Here is a 14,054-nt window from a genome sequence, read left to right as displayed (position 1 = left end):
CGCTCCAGTCGTGCTCTATGACACCGAGGTTTACCCGATGACTGCAACCGCTCACGCTCTCGAGCTTCTCAAGGTGGCCGCTGCCGCCGCTGACTCGAAAGCGGGGGAGGACATTGTCGCGATTGACGTCTCTGAGCCTCTGCCGCTCACCGACGTCTTCATGATTGTGACCGGCCGCTCCGAGCGCAACGTCGTTGCGATCGCCGGTGAGATCGAAGACAAGCTCATTGAAGCCGGCACCAAGCCGCTGCGTCGCGAAGGCCGCGCTGAGGGTCGTTGGATCCTCCTCGATTTCGGAGACCTGGTCGTTCACGTCTTCCACGAAGAGGAGCGCCTGTACTACGGCCTGGAGCGCCTGTGGAAGGACTGCCCTGTCGTTCCGACCGAGCTGCCAGCCCGCGAAACCCTGAGCTAGTCTCGATTTCGTTTTAGCTGGGATCGTGTAGTAATCTAAACAAGTTGTTTCGGAGGAATTCGAAACAATATGGGTCCATGGCGCAGCCCGGTAGCGCACCTGCATGGCATGCAGGGGGTCAGGGGTTCGAATCCCCTTGGATCCACCAATGCAAAAGAGCTCGGCACGAAGTGTCGGGCTCTTTTGCATTTAAGAATCGCAGTGATTCGAGGAGGAGTGAGGGCGAAGCCCGAACGACGGGGTCCCCTTGGATCCACCACGAAGAGAAGCTCGACACGATGTGTCGGGCTTTTCTTCATTTAAGAATCGAGCGATTCGAGGAGAGTCGCGGCGGAGCCCAATCTTTTTTCCGATTTTTTTCGGCGACTTTTTTGGTGGAGATCCGGACACGCCCCCGACCACCGGCCTGGGCGCTGTCGCTACAACGCCAGCTCGGACAGAACCGGATGAAGGTGGCGGCTCGAGAGCGCAATCGTCGCCTGTTTCGCCGCAGCAGTCAGGCTCTGCGCGATGTCTTCGCCCAGCAGGTATGCGTGCAGGAAGCCCGCCATGAATGCGTCGCCGGCACCGTTCGTGTCGACAACGTCGACGGGCTCTGCGGCAACCCGATACTGCGTGCCAGCCTTGTCGAGCGCAATCGCGCCGGCTGCGCCCAGCGTGCACACCGCGATTCGGGCACCGCGAGCGATGCAGCGGCCGAGCAGCCGCCACGGATCATCCGTTTTGTCCGCATTCATGAACGCGACATCGGCCGCGTCCACAAAAGGCTGATGAAACTCGCTCGTCCCGTCGTAGTCATGCAGATCAACCCAGATGGGGATGTCAAGCGCCACGGCATCCGGAATGAGACCCCGTGACTGCGCGCAGAGGTCGAGAATAATCACATCGGCCGTGCGGCACGAATCGATGGTGGCTACAGCAATGGCTGGATCGGTCGGTGCGTCGGGCGTCGACAGGTAGAGCGAGACGCGGTCGCCAGGGACGGTCATCAGATTCAGGTGGCGTTCAGTAGCGCTGCCGACGTGCGCGCTCAGCTCAATACCGTCGACAGCATTGATCGTCGCTCTGAGATGGTCGCCGGCCGCATCCGCTCCCAGGATGGTCGCAAGGCTCACGACATGACCGATCGAGGCCAGGTGTAACGCCTTTCCCGCAGAAGTGCCCCCGACGGTCTCATACGATTCCTGCGCAAACTGCATATGGGGGACTGGCGCTGGCAATTCGTCGAGATAGACGATCTGATTCCACGAGACGGGCCCAACGATCATGATGCGGGTTGGTGCGAGCGCGTGAACTGGCATGGTCACATTTAATCGCATCCGACTCTGTGCACAACGTAAGGGGCGCGACACAAATACTGATTGTTTTCCGACAATCAACTGGGCACCAGCCTGAGTGGTCTGAGAGGAACTTCAGAGTCAATAAAATTGAAGTCCATCTAGACCGGAGAGAGTTTTCTTGTATAGCGTGCCGCCAGAACGACAGTACCGCCCACAATCCGCTTGGCTGAAAAGCGTCGGATACCTCATTTTCTTCAGCCGCTGGCTGCAAGCACCCCTGTACGTCGGACTGATCATCGCCCAGCTGATCTACGTCATCGTCTTCATGAACGAGCTCTGGCACCTGGCTACAGAAGTCATGGCAGATTGGTCGCACATTGACGAGTCGATCATCATGCTGGGTGTCCTCGGCCTGATTGACGTCGTGATGATCGCGAACCTGCTGATCATGGTGATCATCGGCGGCTATGAGACGTTCGTGTCGCGGATTGACATCGCCGGTCACCCAGACCAGCCTGAATGGCTGTCGCACGTCAACGCCAACGTGCTCAAGGTCAAGCTGGCCATGGCCATCATCGGTATCTCCTCTATCCACCTGCTGAAGACCTTCATCGGCGTCAATGACCTCGGTGCAGACAAGGCCGGTATGGCGCTCGATGAGACGACGAACACGATGTATACCGCCGAAGGTGTCTTCTGGCAGGTCGTGATCCACATGGTGTTCATTCTGTCCGCGCTGGCCCTGGCCTGGATCGACGACCGTTCCCAGCGCATGGAGCACTTGCACGCCGCCAATGAGATCGAGCGCAGCGCCCTTGCGGCCAGCATTCATCCGGCGGTCGCCCTCGCGGCTCCGGCGTCTACGCACGCCTCTGCGCCGGCACAGGCCCCAGCGCCGGCACAGGCTCCCGCAGCGACGGTGGAGCACGCCTGCTCATGCGGTCACGACCATGGCCCCGTAGAGGCGCCCCGCACGGCCGTTGACGCTGGGCAGCTTGCGTCCAGTCTCCGTTCAGAACACCAGCTCTAGACGCATGTCAGCGAACGGAGCGGATGAACTGGATCCAGCCATCCGCTGTCCGTGCCTGAGCGGCGAAGTCTATGGCGCATGCTGCCGGCCGTTTCACGACGGTACGGCGGCAGCTCCGACGGCAGAACGTTTGATGCGCTCCCGCTACACGGCTTTTGTCTGTCACGACCGTGACTATCTGCTGCGAACGTGGGCGACCGGCACCCGGCCGCCCACGCTCGACTTCGACTTCGACGACGATGTTCGGTGGCTTCGACTCGATATCGAGCGAACCGAACGCGGTGGAATGTTCGACATACAGGGCATCGTCGAGTTCAGAGCCTTCTATCGCAGTGCCGGAGAGCGCGGAGAACAGCACGAAACCAGCGCATTCATTCGTGAAGACGGCCGCTGGGTGTACGAGGGCCCGATCTAGCTCGTCGCTGATTCACCCCGGATGCTGGTTACGGCAGCCTCTCCGGCAGGCTCTCCACCAGGCCTGCACGGGAATAGGCTGCCAGCCTGAGAGGTTTCGCCTGTATGCGTTCGCATAGAGGCGGGCGTGGCATCGGTATGAACGTGGATGTGCAGACGTGGGCATGACAGCCTGGGTGCACGACGAAGGAGCATGTAATGGCGCAGGAAATCGAGTTGGGTCTCGACACATTTGGCGATGTGACGATCGACCAGAATGGCGAGCTGCTCTCGCAGGCGCAGGTGCTCAGGAACCTGGTTGAGCAGGCGGTGCTTGCTGACGGCGTCGGTGTTGATTTCATCGGGGTCGGTGAGCATCACCGCGACGATTTCGCGGTGTCAGCGCCTGAAGTCGTTCTCGGCGCGATTGCCGGACAGACGAACCGCATCAAGCTCGGAACGGCCGTGACCGTGCTCAGCTCCGACGACCCGGTGCGCGTCTTCCAGCGGTTTGCCACCCTGGATGCCGTGTCGAACGGTCGCGCAGAAGTGATTCTCGGCCGCGGGTCATTCACCGAGTCCTTCCCGCTCTTCGGACTTGACCTTGGCCAGTACGAGACCCTGTTCGAAGAGAAGCTCGAGTTGTTCGCCGAGTTGCTCAAGGAGGAGCCGGTGACCTGGTCAGGCACCACGCGCGCGGCTCTCAGTAACCAGCGCGTCTACCCGACGACGGGTTCCGGAAGCATCAGAACCTGGGTCGGTGTGGGCGGCAGCCCGCAGTCCGTGATTCGTGCCGCGCACTATGGCCTGCCACTCATGCTTGCGATCATCGGTGGATCCCCCCTCGCATTCGCGCCATTCACCGAGCTCTATCACAAGGCTCTCGCGCAGTTCGGGAAGCTGCCGCAGCCGATCGGGGTCCACTCGCCCGGGTACATCGCAGCAACCGACGAGCAGGCAAAGGAAGAAGCCTGGCCGCACATGTCTGCCATGCAGAATCGGATCGGACGAGAGCGTGGCTGGAGCCCGATGACGCGGGCAGACTTCGATCAGGCCACTGGCCCTGACGGCGCTTCCTACGTCGGGTCACCCGAAACCGTTGCCCGCAAGATTGCGAAGGTGGCAACGGCACTTGGTCTCTCCCGCTTCGACCTCAAGTACAGCAATGGCACGCTTCCGCACGACAAGCTCATGACCAGCATCGAGCTCTACGGCACAGAGGTGGCTCCACGTGTGCGGGAGCTGATGGCTGAGGCGTCCGCGTGAGCTGACCCCGCGTGAGCTGACCCCGCGACAGGCCGGGGTGCCTGGACGACTTGACCCCCAGTCTGGGGGGCCGCACAATGGGGCATCAGTGCATGAAGCGATCAGTGCATAAGTGATGGAGTGAAGATGACCGACCTGTACCCAAACTCAGAGACTCGCGTGTTGCCGACAACACCCATGGTCGACGCAGACAATCGCGTCTTGGCGCCGGACGAGGCTGAGAGTGAGTCTTCATCGGTATCGGGGGGCTACGTATCAGGAGGCGCCGCCGACAACAAGCGTCGCCCGCTGTTCGCCGCGCGGGAGTGGACCCCGCCCAAGGGCACCCTCGTTGTGGTGGTCGGCATGATCGCGATTGCCGTCGCGTTCATCATCATGCTGTTCGTGGGCGTGACTCCGGCCGGCATCAACGCCCTCGCCGTCGTTGCAACCCCGATCGCCATCTTGGTGGCCGCCTACTATGGCCTCACGCTCAGCATCCAGCAGGTGCGGAGTGAGCGAGTCGAGAAAGAGAAGGCTATTGCGCGGGCTGAGGCAGCGGATGCCGCGAGCCGCGAAAGCGAGGTCTGGGCCGCGCAGCTCGAGGCCGGATTGCGGGTCGCGATGGTCAAGCTGACCGCTGCGGGCATCAGCACGAACGAGGTCAGTAAGGCTGCAGGAACGCCGGACGACTTCTTCTAGACCGCCACTGGCTTTCTGATCTGTGCCCGCAATGCCCGCAGATAGTGATTCTTCGGCCAGTGCCTGAGCGAGCGGGGGAGTGCCGGGTAGATGTGTTGGGTCACGGTCATGAGGCGATCGAAGCGCCGCTGCCGGCGGGAGGACCATGGCAGGTGGAACGGCTCCCTGAGTTCGGCGGGCAGGAGGCCTGTGGTGACGAGTCGCCCCATCGGCATCATGATCCGAAGCCACAGCGGACCCGTCGTCGGGTACAACAGGGCATGGGCGACGGATACCGCTGCCGGTGTTGGCGAGAGGGTGCTGAGACGGGACTCCCAATACGTCGCGAATTCCCGGCGATCGCGTGGCCAGCTTCCGTCTGCGATCTGGAGCGACGTGCCGAGCTTCTCGTATCCGGCGTAGAGCTCATCGGCGACGTCGGGAGGGAGTTCGCCGTATACCCTCTCGTACATTGATGAGGCCGATTCGTACAGCGTCGCAGCGACCCACAGCTGGAGCTCTGGCGTGAACGCGTTGTACTCCGGGGTGTCAGTGCCATCGGGTCCTGCCGAGCCGTGCACGGGCCCGTGGGCGCGGTTCACGCGCCTGACCACCTCCGCGAGTTCGTCTGGCGTGCCGAACGCAACGGTGTACACATAGGTGAGGGTGGCGTGGAGGCGGTCGAGGGGGCGCGCAGCGAAGTCGCTGTGTTCAGCCACGCCGCGGCCAACGGCTGGGTGGGCAAGCTGCATCAGGATGGCGCGGCCACCCGCTGCGATGAGGACCGACTCGCCGGCAAGTTCAAGCATCGTGCGCTGCTCCCTTCGTGTCGGTTGGTGGAGAGCCTAGCTTCCGTGCCTGCATGACAAGTCGTGACCTGGTGAGCTGTACTCGCTGAACTCTCGGGAGCGGACAGGGCTGGAGCGAAGTGGAAGAATTTTTGGAAGCGCGGAATATCTCACAGCTCTATGCACTTGCATACATCTATGGGCAGTGAGCACTGCCAGACGACTTTCCAGTCACGTATCCCTAAGGAGCACTCATGAGCGACACCGCTACCACCTCGATCCCCGGCTACAAGGCTGGCACCTGGACCATCGACCCCACGCACAGCGAGGTCGGCTTCAGCATCCGCCACATCATGATCAGCAAGGTCAAGGGCAAGTTCGAGAAGTTCACCGCGACCTTCGTCACGGCTGAGAACCCCCTCGACTCCAGCGTGACCGCTTCCGCAGAGGTCGCCTCGATCAACACCAACGAGCCGAACCGCGACGGACACCTCCGTACCGGCGACTTCTTCGACGCCGAGACCTACCCGACGATCGACTTCGTGTCGACCCGTGTGCGTGAGGTCAAGGGCGAGTTCTACGTCGACGGCAACCTGACGATCAAGGGCGTCACCAAGCCCGTCACGTTCGACTTCGACTTCGGTGGCTTCGGCCAGGACCCGTACGGCAACTACAAGGCCGGCGCAACCGCCAAGGCTGAGATCAACCGCGAAGAGTTCGGCCTGACCTACAACGCCGCACTCGAGACCGGTGGTGTCCTGCTGGGCGAAAAGGTGACCATCACCATCGAGCTGCAGGCCGTTCTGAACCAGGAGTAACGAACTCCACTCTGTTCCCGAAGGGGCCCCACGCGCGCGTGGGGCCCCTTCTGCGTGCCCAGCACTATCTGTGAGGCAACTCAGCGGTCTACGAGCTTCAACCGCTTGAGCGCTCGATTGACCAACGGTCCGAACGCGAAAAGCAGGAATGCGTACGACCCGACGACGCTGGAGAGTGCCACGACCGCGATGCTGGTGATGAGGGCGACGACGCCGCCAACCCGGTTGTTGTGCACGAATGTGGGATCGACATCCGCTTGGAGCAGATGCCGTGATGGGGAGGTGGCGTAGAACCATTGCCACGTGCCCATGGCAATCACCAGGAGAAACGTCACGGGAAGAACCATCTGGCCAATCAGATAGTCGCTGTAGTCAGAGTTCAGGCTCGTGGCGAACGGCACGAAGACCACACCGAGCAGACGAACGATGTTCAGCCACAACATGGCGCTGTCGACGGACCTGATGAACTCGAACTGGCGCACATGTATGGTCCAGAGCAGTCCAAGCAGCAGGAAACTGATCACAAAGCTCAGGACGGAGGGCCACAGCCGTTCAAGGCCGCGCCAGAGTTCATCGTTGGAGGAGACGGGGCCGATGGCGCTGGTGCTGAGGTTCAGGACAAGCAGTGTCGCGGCGATCGCGAACACACCGTCCGTGAAGGCCTCGAGGCGCCGGGTAGACAGCGACGGGTGAGCAGATGTCGCCGTACCCGCGGGAGTTGTCATGCCGGGAGCCTACTCGCCGACGATTTCCTCGCGTACCCTCCGAAGATCTTCCATGAGGGAGCCGATGAGAATCCAGTGCTGCGGATGCGGCGTCTGGATCCGCAGCGGGGCTGTCAGTGCGGGCTCGTTCGCCTGCGGCAGGGGAGTGTTCTCCGGATCCTCTGCGTTCCGCCCGAGTAGACGCAGATCATGGGCCGCCCGTTCAAGCTCAAGGGACAGCGCACGCACCGTCGGCTCGAGATGAAGCGAATCGTCGTAGTGGTCCCTGACGGCGCGCGTCATGCCGATCGCACGCGTGACTAGGGTCGACAGCTTGGCGTTCAAATCGACTTCGGCCTGCAGGTCGGCCCTGAGCTTGCCCTGTCTGGGATTCAGGGTGAGGCTTTCGTCGGCCTGGGCTATGGCCTTGTCCGTTGCCGACTGCATCGGGCGAAGCAGCCTCGCCTTGATCATCATCTCCTGCAACTCTGCGGGCGTCTGCGGCATGACCAGGGCGGCAGCGACGCCATCGAGGGTGTTCGCCACCTCGCTGACCAGGCGCGCCACCGCTTCCTTGGCCGGGCCGAGCGCCACCGGCGGCACGATGATCACATTGACGATCAGCGCGATTCCCGCGCCGATGATCGTCTCGATAATCCGTTCAAGAGCGTAGTTCGGTGTTGAAGCGCCGATCGACAGCACGAGCATCGCGCTGATCGGGATCTGGTTCGATGAGCCAGGAGACAGCCGGAACAGCCACGAGAGCATCACGCAGAGCACGATGGCAACCAGCACGATCCAGCTTGACTTGCCGAACAGGAGGGTAACGCCAAAGGCGATCAGCACGCCAAGGATGACACCGATACTGCGTTCGATGGCTTTGCTCAGCGACTGGTTGATGCTGGGCTGCACGACGAGCAGCGCGGCGATCGCTGCGAAGACCGGCAACTCATTCGGCAATATCAGCTGCGCGACGAACCAGGCCAGGATCATCGCGACGGACGTCTTGACGGCTTGCAAGAGGGGTAGCCGGTCGGGCGTCCGGAGGCTTGCAGTCACGTTCACTACTTCAGGCTAGCGCGACCTGTTCCGGGTTCTGCGAAGGCGGAGCCACGGTGACGCTCACATCGAAGAAGCGCCCGTATTCCCTCACGCTGCGCAGGAAGCCGGCAGACGCGGTCTCACTGAGTGCGGTGAATGGGTGTGCCTGCACGGCGACGGATGTTCGCACCCCTTCCTTCCGCCATGTCCCGACAATGCGTCCACTCGACAGGATGAGCGGCAGGAACATCCCGTTCTTGCCGGGAACGACCTTCACCAGTAGGTCAGGGTCGATGATGAGGCTGCGGTCCTGGTATCCGAGGAGGTACTCGTCGAATGCCGGCAGGGCGAGAATGGGCAGCCGTTGGCGCAGTGGCGGACGGCTGTGTGTGTCCGTGTCTGCTGTGATGAAGTAGGTCTGCCCGTCGACAATGAGTTCGCTCAGCTGCTCGGCCGCGACAGCGCGCCCCCGCTTGGCATCGGCGACGGTGAGCTTGGACCACCAGGCGAAATCCATGAGGGTTGCCGGCCCGTGGCCGCGGATGTAGCGCAGGAGGAACTCGCCGAGGGCCTCGTCGCGCTCGAGAACGCGGGGTGTGGGCACCCAGTCCTCCAGGAGCACCAGCATTTGCGCACCGTTGACCTGCGGCCCCCAGCACAGGGTGCCGGTCTGGGCTAGATGCCAAATCAGGTGATAGCCGCGTTGTCCGCCCGTTGCGATGCCTGCCGATTCGAGTGCTGCCATGAATTCGGCCCTGCTGAGCATGCCGCCGTCGTCGAGTGCCTCCCGTGCGACGGCCCGGGCATGGTCGATCGTGGCTTCGTCGAGTTCCAACTGGCGACGGCGCGTTGTCGTCCCGGTGATGAGACGCGCTGTTGTGAGCTCCAGCATCCAGTTGAGTTCTCTGGCTGGTACAAGGTGCAGGGTTCCGCGCATCGGCCAGGAGCGAACGATGAGACCGGCATTCAGCGCCGCGATGACATCGGACTCTGCGCTCCCCGGTGCACGCACTCCCAGCGCCCATTTCCCGGCCATGTAGTCCTGCGCCTGGACGGCGAGCAAGCGTTCGGCCACGGCCACCACGCCGGCATGGACAGGGGCGGCGGTGTCAGCTGGGTCGCGGGGAGACGTGGCTAGCAGCTGCGCAGACAGTCGCAGCCTCACGAGGTCTCGTCGTGAGGCTGCGATTACCATCCGCTTCGTGTTCGGGCGGCGCGGTGTTTAGGCGAGGTCGTCGTCGGTGCGGGCGCCGAACACGATCTCATCCCAGCTGGGCATCGATGCCCTGCCGCGCTTGGGCGGCGTGGCGGTGGAGCGTGCTTGCGCCTTGGCAGCCTGGTTCGCCCAGATGTTCGGCGTTGCGGCCTGGGCGGGCGGATTGGCCGCTGGCTGTGCAGCAGGTGCAGCCGTCGAACCAGCGTCAGCCGGCTTTTCAGCGCTCTGCTTGTCGGCAGCGTGCTTGTCTGCTGCCTGCTTCTCATCGGCGGCGTCGAAGCGCACCAGCGCCTCGAAGGCAGAGGTCGGAGTCTCGACGAGTCGGATTCCGTTGGGGGATCCGGCAGGGGCTGGCGTCGCTGAGGTATCGGGTCCTTCGTCGCCGTATGACGCGGCTTCACGTTCTCCGCGGCGACGACGCAGTGCCTCGAGCAGGTCGGCCGTCTCGCTGAGCGACTGGGTCGGCTCGTCTGCGCGCTTGATGGCTGCTCGTGTGACGGCATCCGCTGTTGCAAGCGGGCGACCGTACGGAAGGGGCTCAAGCAATGGCGCAGTGTCATTCAGGATCTCGTCTGGGAGTGATTCCTTGAACGTGAACGCCCCGCTGTCGAAGCGGGAGATGTCGGCGGCGCTGGTTTCAGCTCCGACCGCACGCAGGCGGGGGATGAGCGCGCCCTTCAACTCGCCCTGCTGCGACAGGGCAATTGCCTCGCTACCGATCGGGGTGAGGGAATTCTTCTTGGGCTCAAATCCCCAGCGCGCATCGTGATCGATGTCGTCAGCGGTGAACGACAGTTTGACGATCCACCCGCCGGCGGGCTCTTTCCAACTCGCCCAGCGTTCGTTCGTCGCGCCGAGTGCTGCGAGGCGTTCGCGAATGACGCTGCCGAAATTGGTGTCGTCATCCAGGGGGTCTGGGTCGATGGCTGTGTGTACCGGCACGCTGAGGGCCGATGTGACGACGTATTCGCGTTCGGCCACGACGGGGCCCTCGAACCGTCGAACGTAGTCGAGCGAGGCTCCTGTGACCGCTGCGACATCCTCGGCAGACATTCCTGAACGGATGTGTGCCTGGATTTCACGCGGCGACAGCTTTGGTCCCGACGTCGATTCCGTCTGGGTTTGGCGAAGCCGGGACTGGAGAACCTCGTCAATGGCGATCCGGAAACGATCGCCATCTTCCGACGCTGCGAGCAGCGCCCCGTTCTCGACTCCGATAACTTTCAATTCCTGCATGGCGAAAGCCCTTTCGCGATCCCTGTTGGCCTAAAGACTGCCACGTATTGTCAGGTTTCTGCGGGAATACCGTGGGCGTGCCGCAAGTTGACAAAGATGCTGGCCACACAGGGCCAGACAGTGGTTTGCTATTCGTCTCGGATTGATGCAAACTATGGCCGCCGATTTCGTTTGATCGGCGTTACTGAAATGGATGGGCATGGCTACCGATTACGACGCACCGCGGAAGACCGAAGACGACTCTGAGTCGATTGAGGCTCTCAAGGAGCGTGTGCCTGACAAGATGTCCGGAGTCGTGGATGTCGATGATGCTGACAACCCAGGTGGTTTCGACCTTCCTGGTGCAGATCTGTCAGATCTCGACCTCGATGTCGTCGTCCTGCCCCCGCAGGCCGACGAGTTTACCTGCGTACAGTGCTTCCTCGTGAAGCACCGCTCGCAGATGTCACACGAGACCAAACTCGGCCCGGTATGTCTGGAGTGCGACGCCTAAGCGTCCACGCTCCTACACTGTTGGCCGTCGCGATCCATTGATCGCGGCGGCCAATTTTTTTGGCTGCCGTGTCGAGATCAGCCAGTACGGCGCAGGGTCATTCGCATCGAGGATGGGAATTCGCAGCACGGGCGTGACCCACCCGCGAATGAGCAGCCAGGCCCGCGCATCAAGTCGCGTACCGCGCTCTGCCGTTGCTTCAGCACCATCGAAAGCCTCTGGTTCCCCGAGCATCGACACCTGGATGCGAGCTCTTCCTGCCGTGAGAACCCCGTCGGAGACCGTGATGACGGGCGATGCCAGCGCGAGCACGACGATGCATCCGGCGTAGAGAACCGCTGCAGTGAGAACCCCGGCGAGCATCGAAATCGGCGCGAAGACGAGGATGCTGGCGGGGATGACGAGCGCGGTGAAGATGAATACCCAGATGGTGGGCCAGAGTTTTTCGCGATATTCAGGCATGGGTCTATTCGATCAGACTTCTGCACTACCCTCGACACGTGGCAGAAAGCGTCGAAGTACTTATTACCGCGTCCGTCGTTCCGAGTTACGCCCACCCAGGCGATGCAGGAGCGGACCTTCACTCAACCGAAGCCCTGGTTCTCGCCCCCGGCGAGCGGGCACTGGTTGGCACCGGAGTGTCGATAGCGCTGCCCGATGGGTGCGCTGCTTTCGTCGTGCCCCGCAGTGGGTTGGCCGCCAAGCACGGAATCACCATCGTGAATTCGCCTGGCACCGTTGACGCGGGCTACCGGGGAGAGATCAAGGTCACGTTGCTCAACACTGACCAGATCACCCCGTACGAGATTTCGATCGGCGATCGCATCGCCCAGCTCATCATCATGCCCGTCATCCGCGCCAACTTCGTTCCCGTCGACAAGCTGCCAGGCAGCCAGCGCGGCGAAGGTGGATTCGGTTCGACAGGCTTTTCCGAACAGAAAGCTGCCGCTCCGGCTCGTGAGACGGGTGCCGTGGCTACAGATACAACAGGAGGATCCCTGTGAGCGACCCCCAGACCCCCGGCGAATTCCCTGAACCACTGGAGAAGTCAGCACCTGAGGACCGCGCGGCCGAAGGCCCGCTCGACGAGTCGGAGGCGAACCCTGTTCGCCCGTACGTCGACCTCGGTGGAATCAAGATCCTCCCCAGGGAGGGCCTGCACCTTCGGCTCGAGATCGAAGAGGGCAGCAAGCGCGTCGTAGCGATCGGCCTCGACTACGCAGGCTCAACCCTGCAGGTCCAGCCGTTCGCGGCTCCCCGGTCCAGCGGCCTGTGGCACGAGATCCGCGACCAGATCGCAGACCAGATCGCCAAGCAGGGCGGAACGACCACAGAGCGCGAGGGCACCTTCGGCCCTGAACTCGTTGCTGAGATCCCCGTTGCGGCAGGACAGGGCGCCGGCGGCACAACACGCCTGGCCCGTTTCATCGGTGTTGACGGACCGCGCTGGTTCCTCCGTGGCGTCATCGCAGGCGAGGGCGCCGTGAACGCGGAAGCCGCAGAGCAGATTGAAGACCTCTTCAAGAGCATCGTTGTGGTGCGCGGCAACGCTCCCATGCCGCCGCGCGACCTGATCCCGCTGCGGATGCCTGCCACGCCGAACGCCGAGCCAGACGCGTAACGAGCCAGACCCCTAACGAGCCGGGCGCCTGGCACGCAAGCCAGGCGCCGGATCCCTCCTGACAGACTTCACCGATGACGGATGCCATGACCAACGCCAATTCGCCCCGTGACGACGACCACCGTGATGACGAGCGCCGTGATGACGAGCACCGCGACGGTGGTCCCCGCGACGATAGGCACGGTGACGACGTGACTGACGCCAGGGAAGGCCAGGTGCCAGACGACGAGCAGTCCGTGCAGAGCGCGCTCGGCCAGGGCCTTGCGGCCGCGGCCAAGCGCAGCGGACTCGGGCAGGTAGCCGAGGGGGCGGCGCCGACAGGTACTGCGCTGCTGGCGGCAATGGGCGGCATCCGCGGACTCGCTGAGACGATCCTGCCCGGCCTCGTCTTCCTGCTGATCTACACCTTCACGTTCAATGTGCCACTGTCGCTCGGCGCGTCTGTCGCGGTTGCCGTGGTCTTCACGATCGTTCGCATCGTGGGGCGCACGCCCGTCACGCAGGCCCTCGCCGGGTTGATCGGCGTAGCCGCATCCGCCGCACTGGCCTTGATCAGCGGCAAGGGCAGCGACAATTTCGTACTCGGCCTGCTGACGAACGCCGGCTATGCGCTCGCGCTCCTGATCTCACTGCTGGTGCGCTGGCCGATCATCGGGCTGGCCGTCGGCTACCTCATGGGCGACGGGCTCGCCTGGCGCCAGGACAAGGGCAAGTTCAGGGCCATGCAACTGCTGACACTGTGCTGGCTCGGTATGTTCGTTGCACGGCTCGTTGTGCAGCTGCCGCTGTACCTGGCCGACAACGTCTCAGGCCTCGCACTGACCAAGCTGCTCATGGGCATCCCGCTGTATGCGCCGCTGCTGCTGCTGTCGTGGCTGGTTGTGCGGGCGACGTACCGCACGAGTCCTTCAGCGAACTGACTCGTTCCCATCGACCACTGCTAGAGTTATCTCGACGTCGAGATAGTTTGGCGCATGGAACTGGCTCACCGTCTGGGTTCTGGGTAAGGCTTGCCTTGCTAGCCACCCCGGGCTGTGGCCACAAAGATTGAAAACGGCCTGCGGCTTTCCGTCGGCTTCCACGAAGGAGAGGG

17 protein-coding genes and 1 tRNA gene are annotated in these 14,054 nt (G+C 62.8%); 11 read left to right on the top strand and 7 right to left on the bottom strand.

From position 1 onward, the window contains the following. Positions 1-37 precede the first annotated feature (37 nt). A complete protein-coding gene (gene rsfS / locus AC25Y4_RS05350; RefSeq protein WP_488119317.1) occupies positions 38-415 on the top strand; it encodes a ribosome silencing factor in 378 nt (125 codons plus the stop codon). Positions 416-486: 71 nt separating this feature from the next. After that, positions 487-563: transfer RNA gene (locus AC25Y4_RS05345), tRNA-Ala, on the top strand. Positions 564-834: 271 nt separating this feature from the next. Here the strand turns inward: AC25Y4_RS05345 and AC25Y4_RS05340 are convergent. Continuing rightward, positions 835-1,716, bottom strand: coding sequence for a carbohydrate kinase family protein (locus tag AC25Y4_RS05340; protein ID WP_488119316.1), 882 nt, complete (start codon positions 1,714-1,716; stop codon positions 835-837). A gap of 166 nt (positions 1,717-1,882) precedes the next feature. Here AC25Y4_RS05340 and AC25Y4_RS05335 point away from each other — a divergent pair, with 166 nt between their 5' ends. The 4 genes from AC25Y4_RS05335 (at position 1,883) to AC25Y4_RS05320 (ending at position 5,065) form a co-directional block, all read left to right on the top strand. Beyond that, positions 1,883-2,725, top strand: coding sequence for a TIGR00645 family protein (locus tag AC25Y4_RS05335; RefSeq protein WP_488119315.1), 843 nt, complete (start codon positions 1,883-1,885; stop codon positions 2,723-2,725). A 4-nt stretch (positions 2,726-2,729) separates the two neighbouring features. Next, positions 2,730-3,140, top strand: coding sequence for a YchJ family protein (locus AC25Y4_RS05330; RefSeq protein WP_488119314.1), 411 nt, complete (start codon positions 2,730-2,732; stop codon positions 3,138-3,140). Positions 3,141-3,337: 197 nt separating this feature from the next. After that, positions 3,338-4,384: an LLM class flavin-dependent oxidoreductase gene (locus tag AC25Y4_RS05325; protein WP_488119313.1), complete on the top strand. Its 1,047-nt coding sequence runs from the start codon at positions 3,338-3,340 to the stop codon at positions 4,382-4,384. A gap of 126 nt (positions 4,385-4,510) precedes the next feature. Next, entirely contained in the window at positions 4,511-5,065 is a 555-nt protein-coding gene (locus AC25Y4_RS05320) for a hypothetical protein (protein ID WP_488119312.1), read from the top strand. On the opposite strand, the gene AC25Y4_RS05315 is transcribed toward AC25Y4_RS05320, so the two are convergent. Continuing rightward, positions 5,062-5,853 carry an oxygenase MpaB family protein gene (locus AC25Y4_RS05315; RefSeq protein WP_488119311.1) on the bottom strand — a complete coding sequence of 264 codons (792 nt, stop codon included), beginning with the start codon at positions 5,851-5,853 and terminating at the stop codon, positions 5,062-5,064. The genes AC25Y4_RS05320 and AC25Y4_RS05315 overlap by 4 nt on opposite strands. A 233-nt stretch (positions 5,854-6,086) precedes the next feature. Between AC25Y4_RS05315 and AC25Y4_RS05310 the strand changes: the two genes are divergently transcribed. Next, positions 6,087-6,650 (top strand): YceI family protein, encoded by a 564-nt coding sequence (locus AC25Y4_RS05310; RefSeq protein WP_488119310.1) that lies wholly within the window; start codon positions 6,087-6,089, stop codon positions 6,648-6,650. A gap of 80 nt (positions 6,651-6,730) precedes the next feature. On the opposite strand, the gene AC25Y4_RS05305 is transcribed toward AC25Y4_RS05310, so the two are convergent. Genes AC25Y4_RS05305 through sepH form a run of 4 tightly spaced genes read right to left on the bottom strand, consistent with a single transcriptional unit; the run spans position 6,731 to position 10,847 of the window. Beyond that, on the bottom strand, positions 6,731-7,375 hold the full coding sequence (locus AC25Y4_RS05305; protein WP_488119309.1) for a TMEM175 family protein: 645 nt from the start codon (positions 7,373-7,375) through the stop codon (positions 6,731-6,733). 9 nt (positions 7,376-7,384) lie between these two features. Next, positions 7,385-8,419: an FUSC family protein gene (locus AC25Y4_RS05300; protein WP_488119308.1), complete on the bottom strand. Its 1,035-nt coding sequence runs from the start codon at positions 8,417-8,419 to the stop codon at positions 7,385-7,387. A gap of 4 nt (positions 8,420-8,423) precedes the next feature. Then, on the bottom strand, positions 8,424-9,590 hold the full coding sequence (locus AC25Y4_RS05295; protein WP_488119307.1) for a winged helix DNA-binding domain-containing protein: 1,167 nt from the start codon (positions 9,588-9,590) through the stop codon (positions 8,424-8,426). A gap of 27 nt (positions 9,591-9,617) precedes the next feature. Further along, a complete protein-coding gene (gene sepH, locus AC25Y4_RS05290) occupies positions 9,618-10,847 on the bottom strand; it encodes a septation protein SepH (protein ID WP_488119306.1) in 1,230 nt (409 codons plus the stop codon). Positions 10,848-11,046: 199 nt separating this feature from the next. Here sepH and AC25Y4_RS05285 point away from each other — a divergent pair, with 199 nt between their 5' ends. After that, entirely contained in the window at positions 11,047-11,340 is a 294-nt protein-coding gene (locus AC25Y4_RS05285; protein ID WP_414803273.1) for a DUF4193 domain-containing protein, read from the top strand. A gap of 12 nt (positions 11,341-11,352) precedes the next feature. On the opposite strand, the gene AC25Y4_RS05280 is transcribed toward AC25Y4_RS05285, so the two are convergent. Beyond that, positions 11,353-11,802 (bottom strand): DUF3093 domain-containing protein, encoded by a 450-nt coding sequence (locus AC25Y4_RS05280; RefSeq protein WP_488119305.1) that lies wholly within the window; start codon positions 11,800-11,802, stop codon positions 11,353-11,355. Between the two features lie 38 nt (positions 11,803-11,840). On the opposite strand from AC25Y4_RS05280, the gene dut reads away from it, so the two are divergent. The 3 genes from dut (at position 11,841) to AC25Y4_RS05265 (ending at position 13,881) form a co-directional block, all read left to right on the top strand. Further along, positions 11,841-12,344, top strand: coding sequence for a dUTP diphosphatase (dut, locus tag AC25Y4_RS05275; protein ID WP_488119304.1), 504 nt, complete (start codon positions 11,841-11,843; stop codon positions 12,342-12,344). Further along, complete coding sequence (locus AC25Y4_RS05270) at positions 12,341-12,961, top strand: DUF3710 domain-containing protein (protein ID WP_488119303.1); 621 nt, start codon at positions 12,341-12,343, stop codon at positions 12,959-12,961. Before dut ends, AC25Y4_RS05270 begins: the two co-directional genes overlap by 4 nt. Before the next feature lie 74 nt (positions 12,962-13,035). Next, a complete protein-coding gene (locus tag AC25Y4_RS05265; protein ID WP_488119302.1) occupies positions 13,036-13,881 on the top strand; it encodes a DUF3159 domain-containing protein in 846 nt (281 codons plus the stop codon). Positions 13,882-14,054: the final 173 nt, after the last annotated feature.

The sequence above is a fragment of the Leifsonia sp. Y878 genome, assembly GCF_057669685.1.
Note: the sequence above shows the minus strand (reverse complement) of the source record. Positions and strands in the feature narration are given on the sequence as shown.

Coding starts and splice junctions, on each gene's coding strand:
- rsfS (WP_488119317.1), top strand. CDS start 38: ATGACTGCAACCGCTCACGCTCTCGAGCTTCTCAAGGTGGCCGCTGCC.
- AC25Y4_RS05340 (WP_488119316.1), bottom strand. CDS start 1,716: ATGCCAGTTCACGCGCTCGCACCAACCCGCATCATGATCGTTGGGCCC.
- AC25Y4_RS05330 (WP_488119314.1), top strand. CDS start 2,730: ATGTCAGCGAACGGAGCGGATGAACTGGATCCAGCCATCCGCTGTCCG.
- AC25Y4_RS05325 (WP_488119313.1), top strand. CDS start 3,338: ATGGCGCAGGAAATCGAGTTGGGTCTCGACACATTTGGCGATGTGACG.
- AC25Y4_RS05320 (WP_488119312.1), top strand. CDS start 4,511: ATGACCGACCTGTACCCAAACTCAGAGACTCGCGTGTTGCCGACAACA.
- AC25Y4_RS05315 (WP_488119311.1), bottom strand. CDS start 5,853: ATGCTTGAACTTGCCGGCGAGTCGGTCCTCATCGCAGCGGGTGGCCGC.
- AC25Y4_RS05310 (WP_488119310.1), top strand. CDS start 6,087: ATGAGCGACACCGCTACCACCTCGATCCCCGGCTACAAGGCTGGCACC.
- AC25Y4_RS05305 (WP_488119309.1), bottom strand. CDS start 7,375: ATGACAACTCCCGCGGGTACGGCGACATCTGCTCACCCGTCGCTGTCT.
- AC25Y4_RS05295 (WP_488119307.1), bottom strand. CDS start 9,590: ATGGTAATCGCAGCCTCACGACGAGACCTCGTGAGGCTGCGACTGTCT.
- sepH (WP_488119306.1), bottom strand. CDS start 10,847: ATGCAGGAATTGAAAGTTATCGGAGTCGAGAACGGGGCGCTGCTCGCA.
- AC25Y4_RS05285 (WP_414803273.1), top strand. CDS start 11,047: ATGGCTACCGATTACGACGCACCGCGGAAGACCGAAGACGACTCTGAG.
- AC25Y4_RS05280 (WP_488119305.1), bottom strand. CDS start 11,802: ATGCCTGAATATCGCGAAAAACTCTGGCCCACCATCTGGGTATTCATC.
- AC25Y4_RS05265 (WP_488119302.1), top strand. CDS start 13,036: ATGACGGATGCCATGACCAACGCCAATTCGCCCCGTGACGACGACCAC.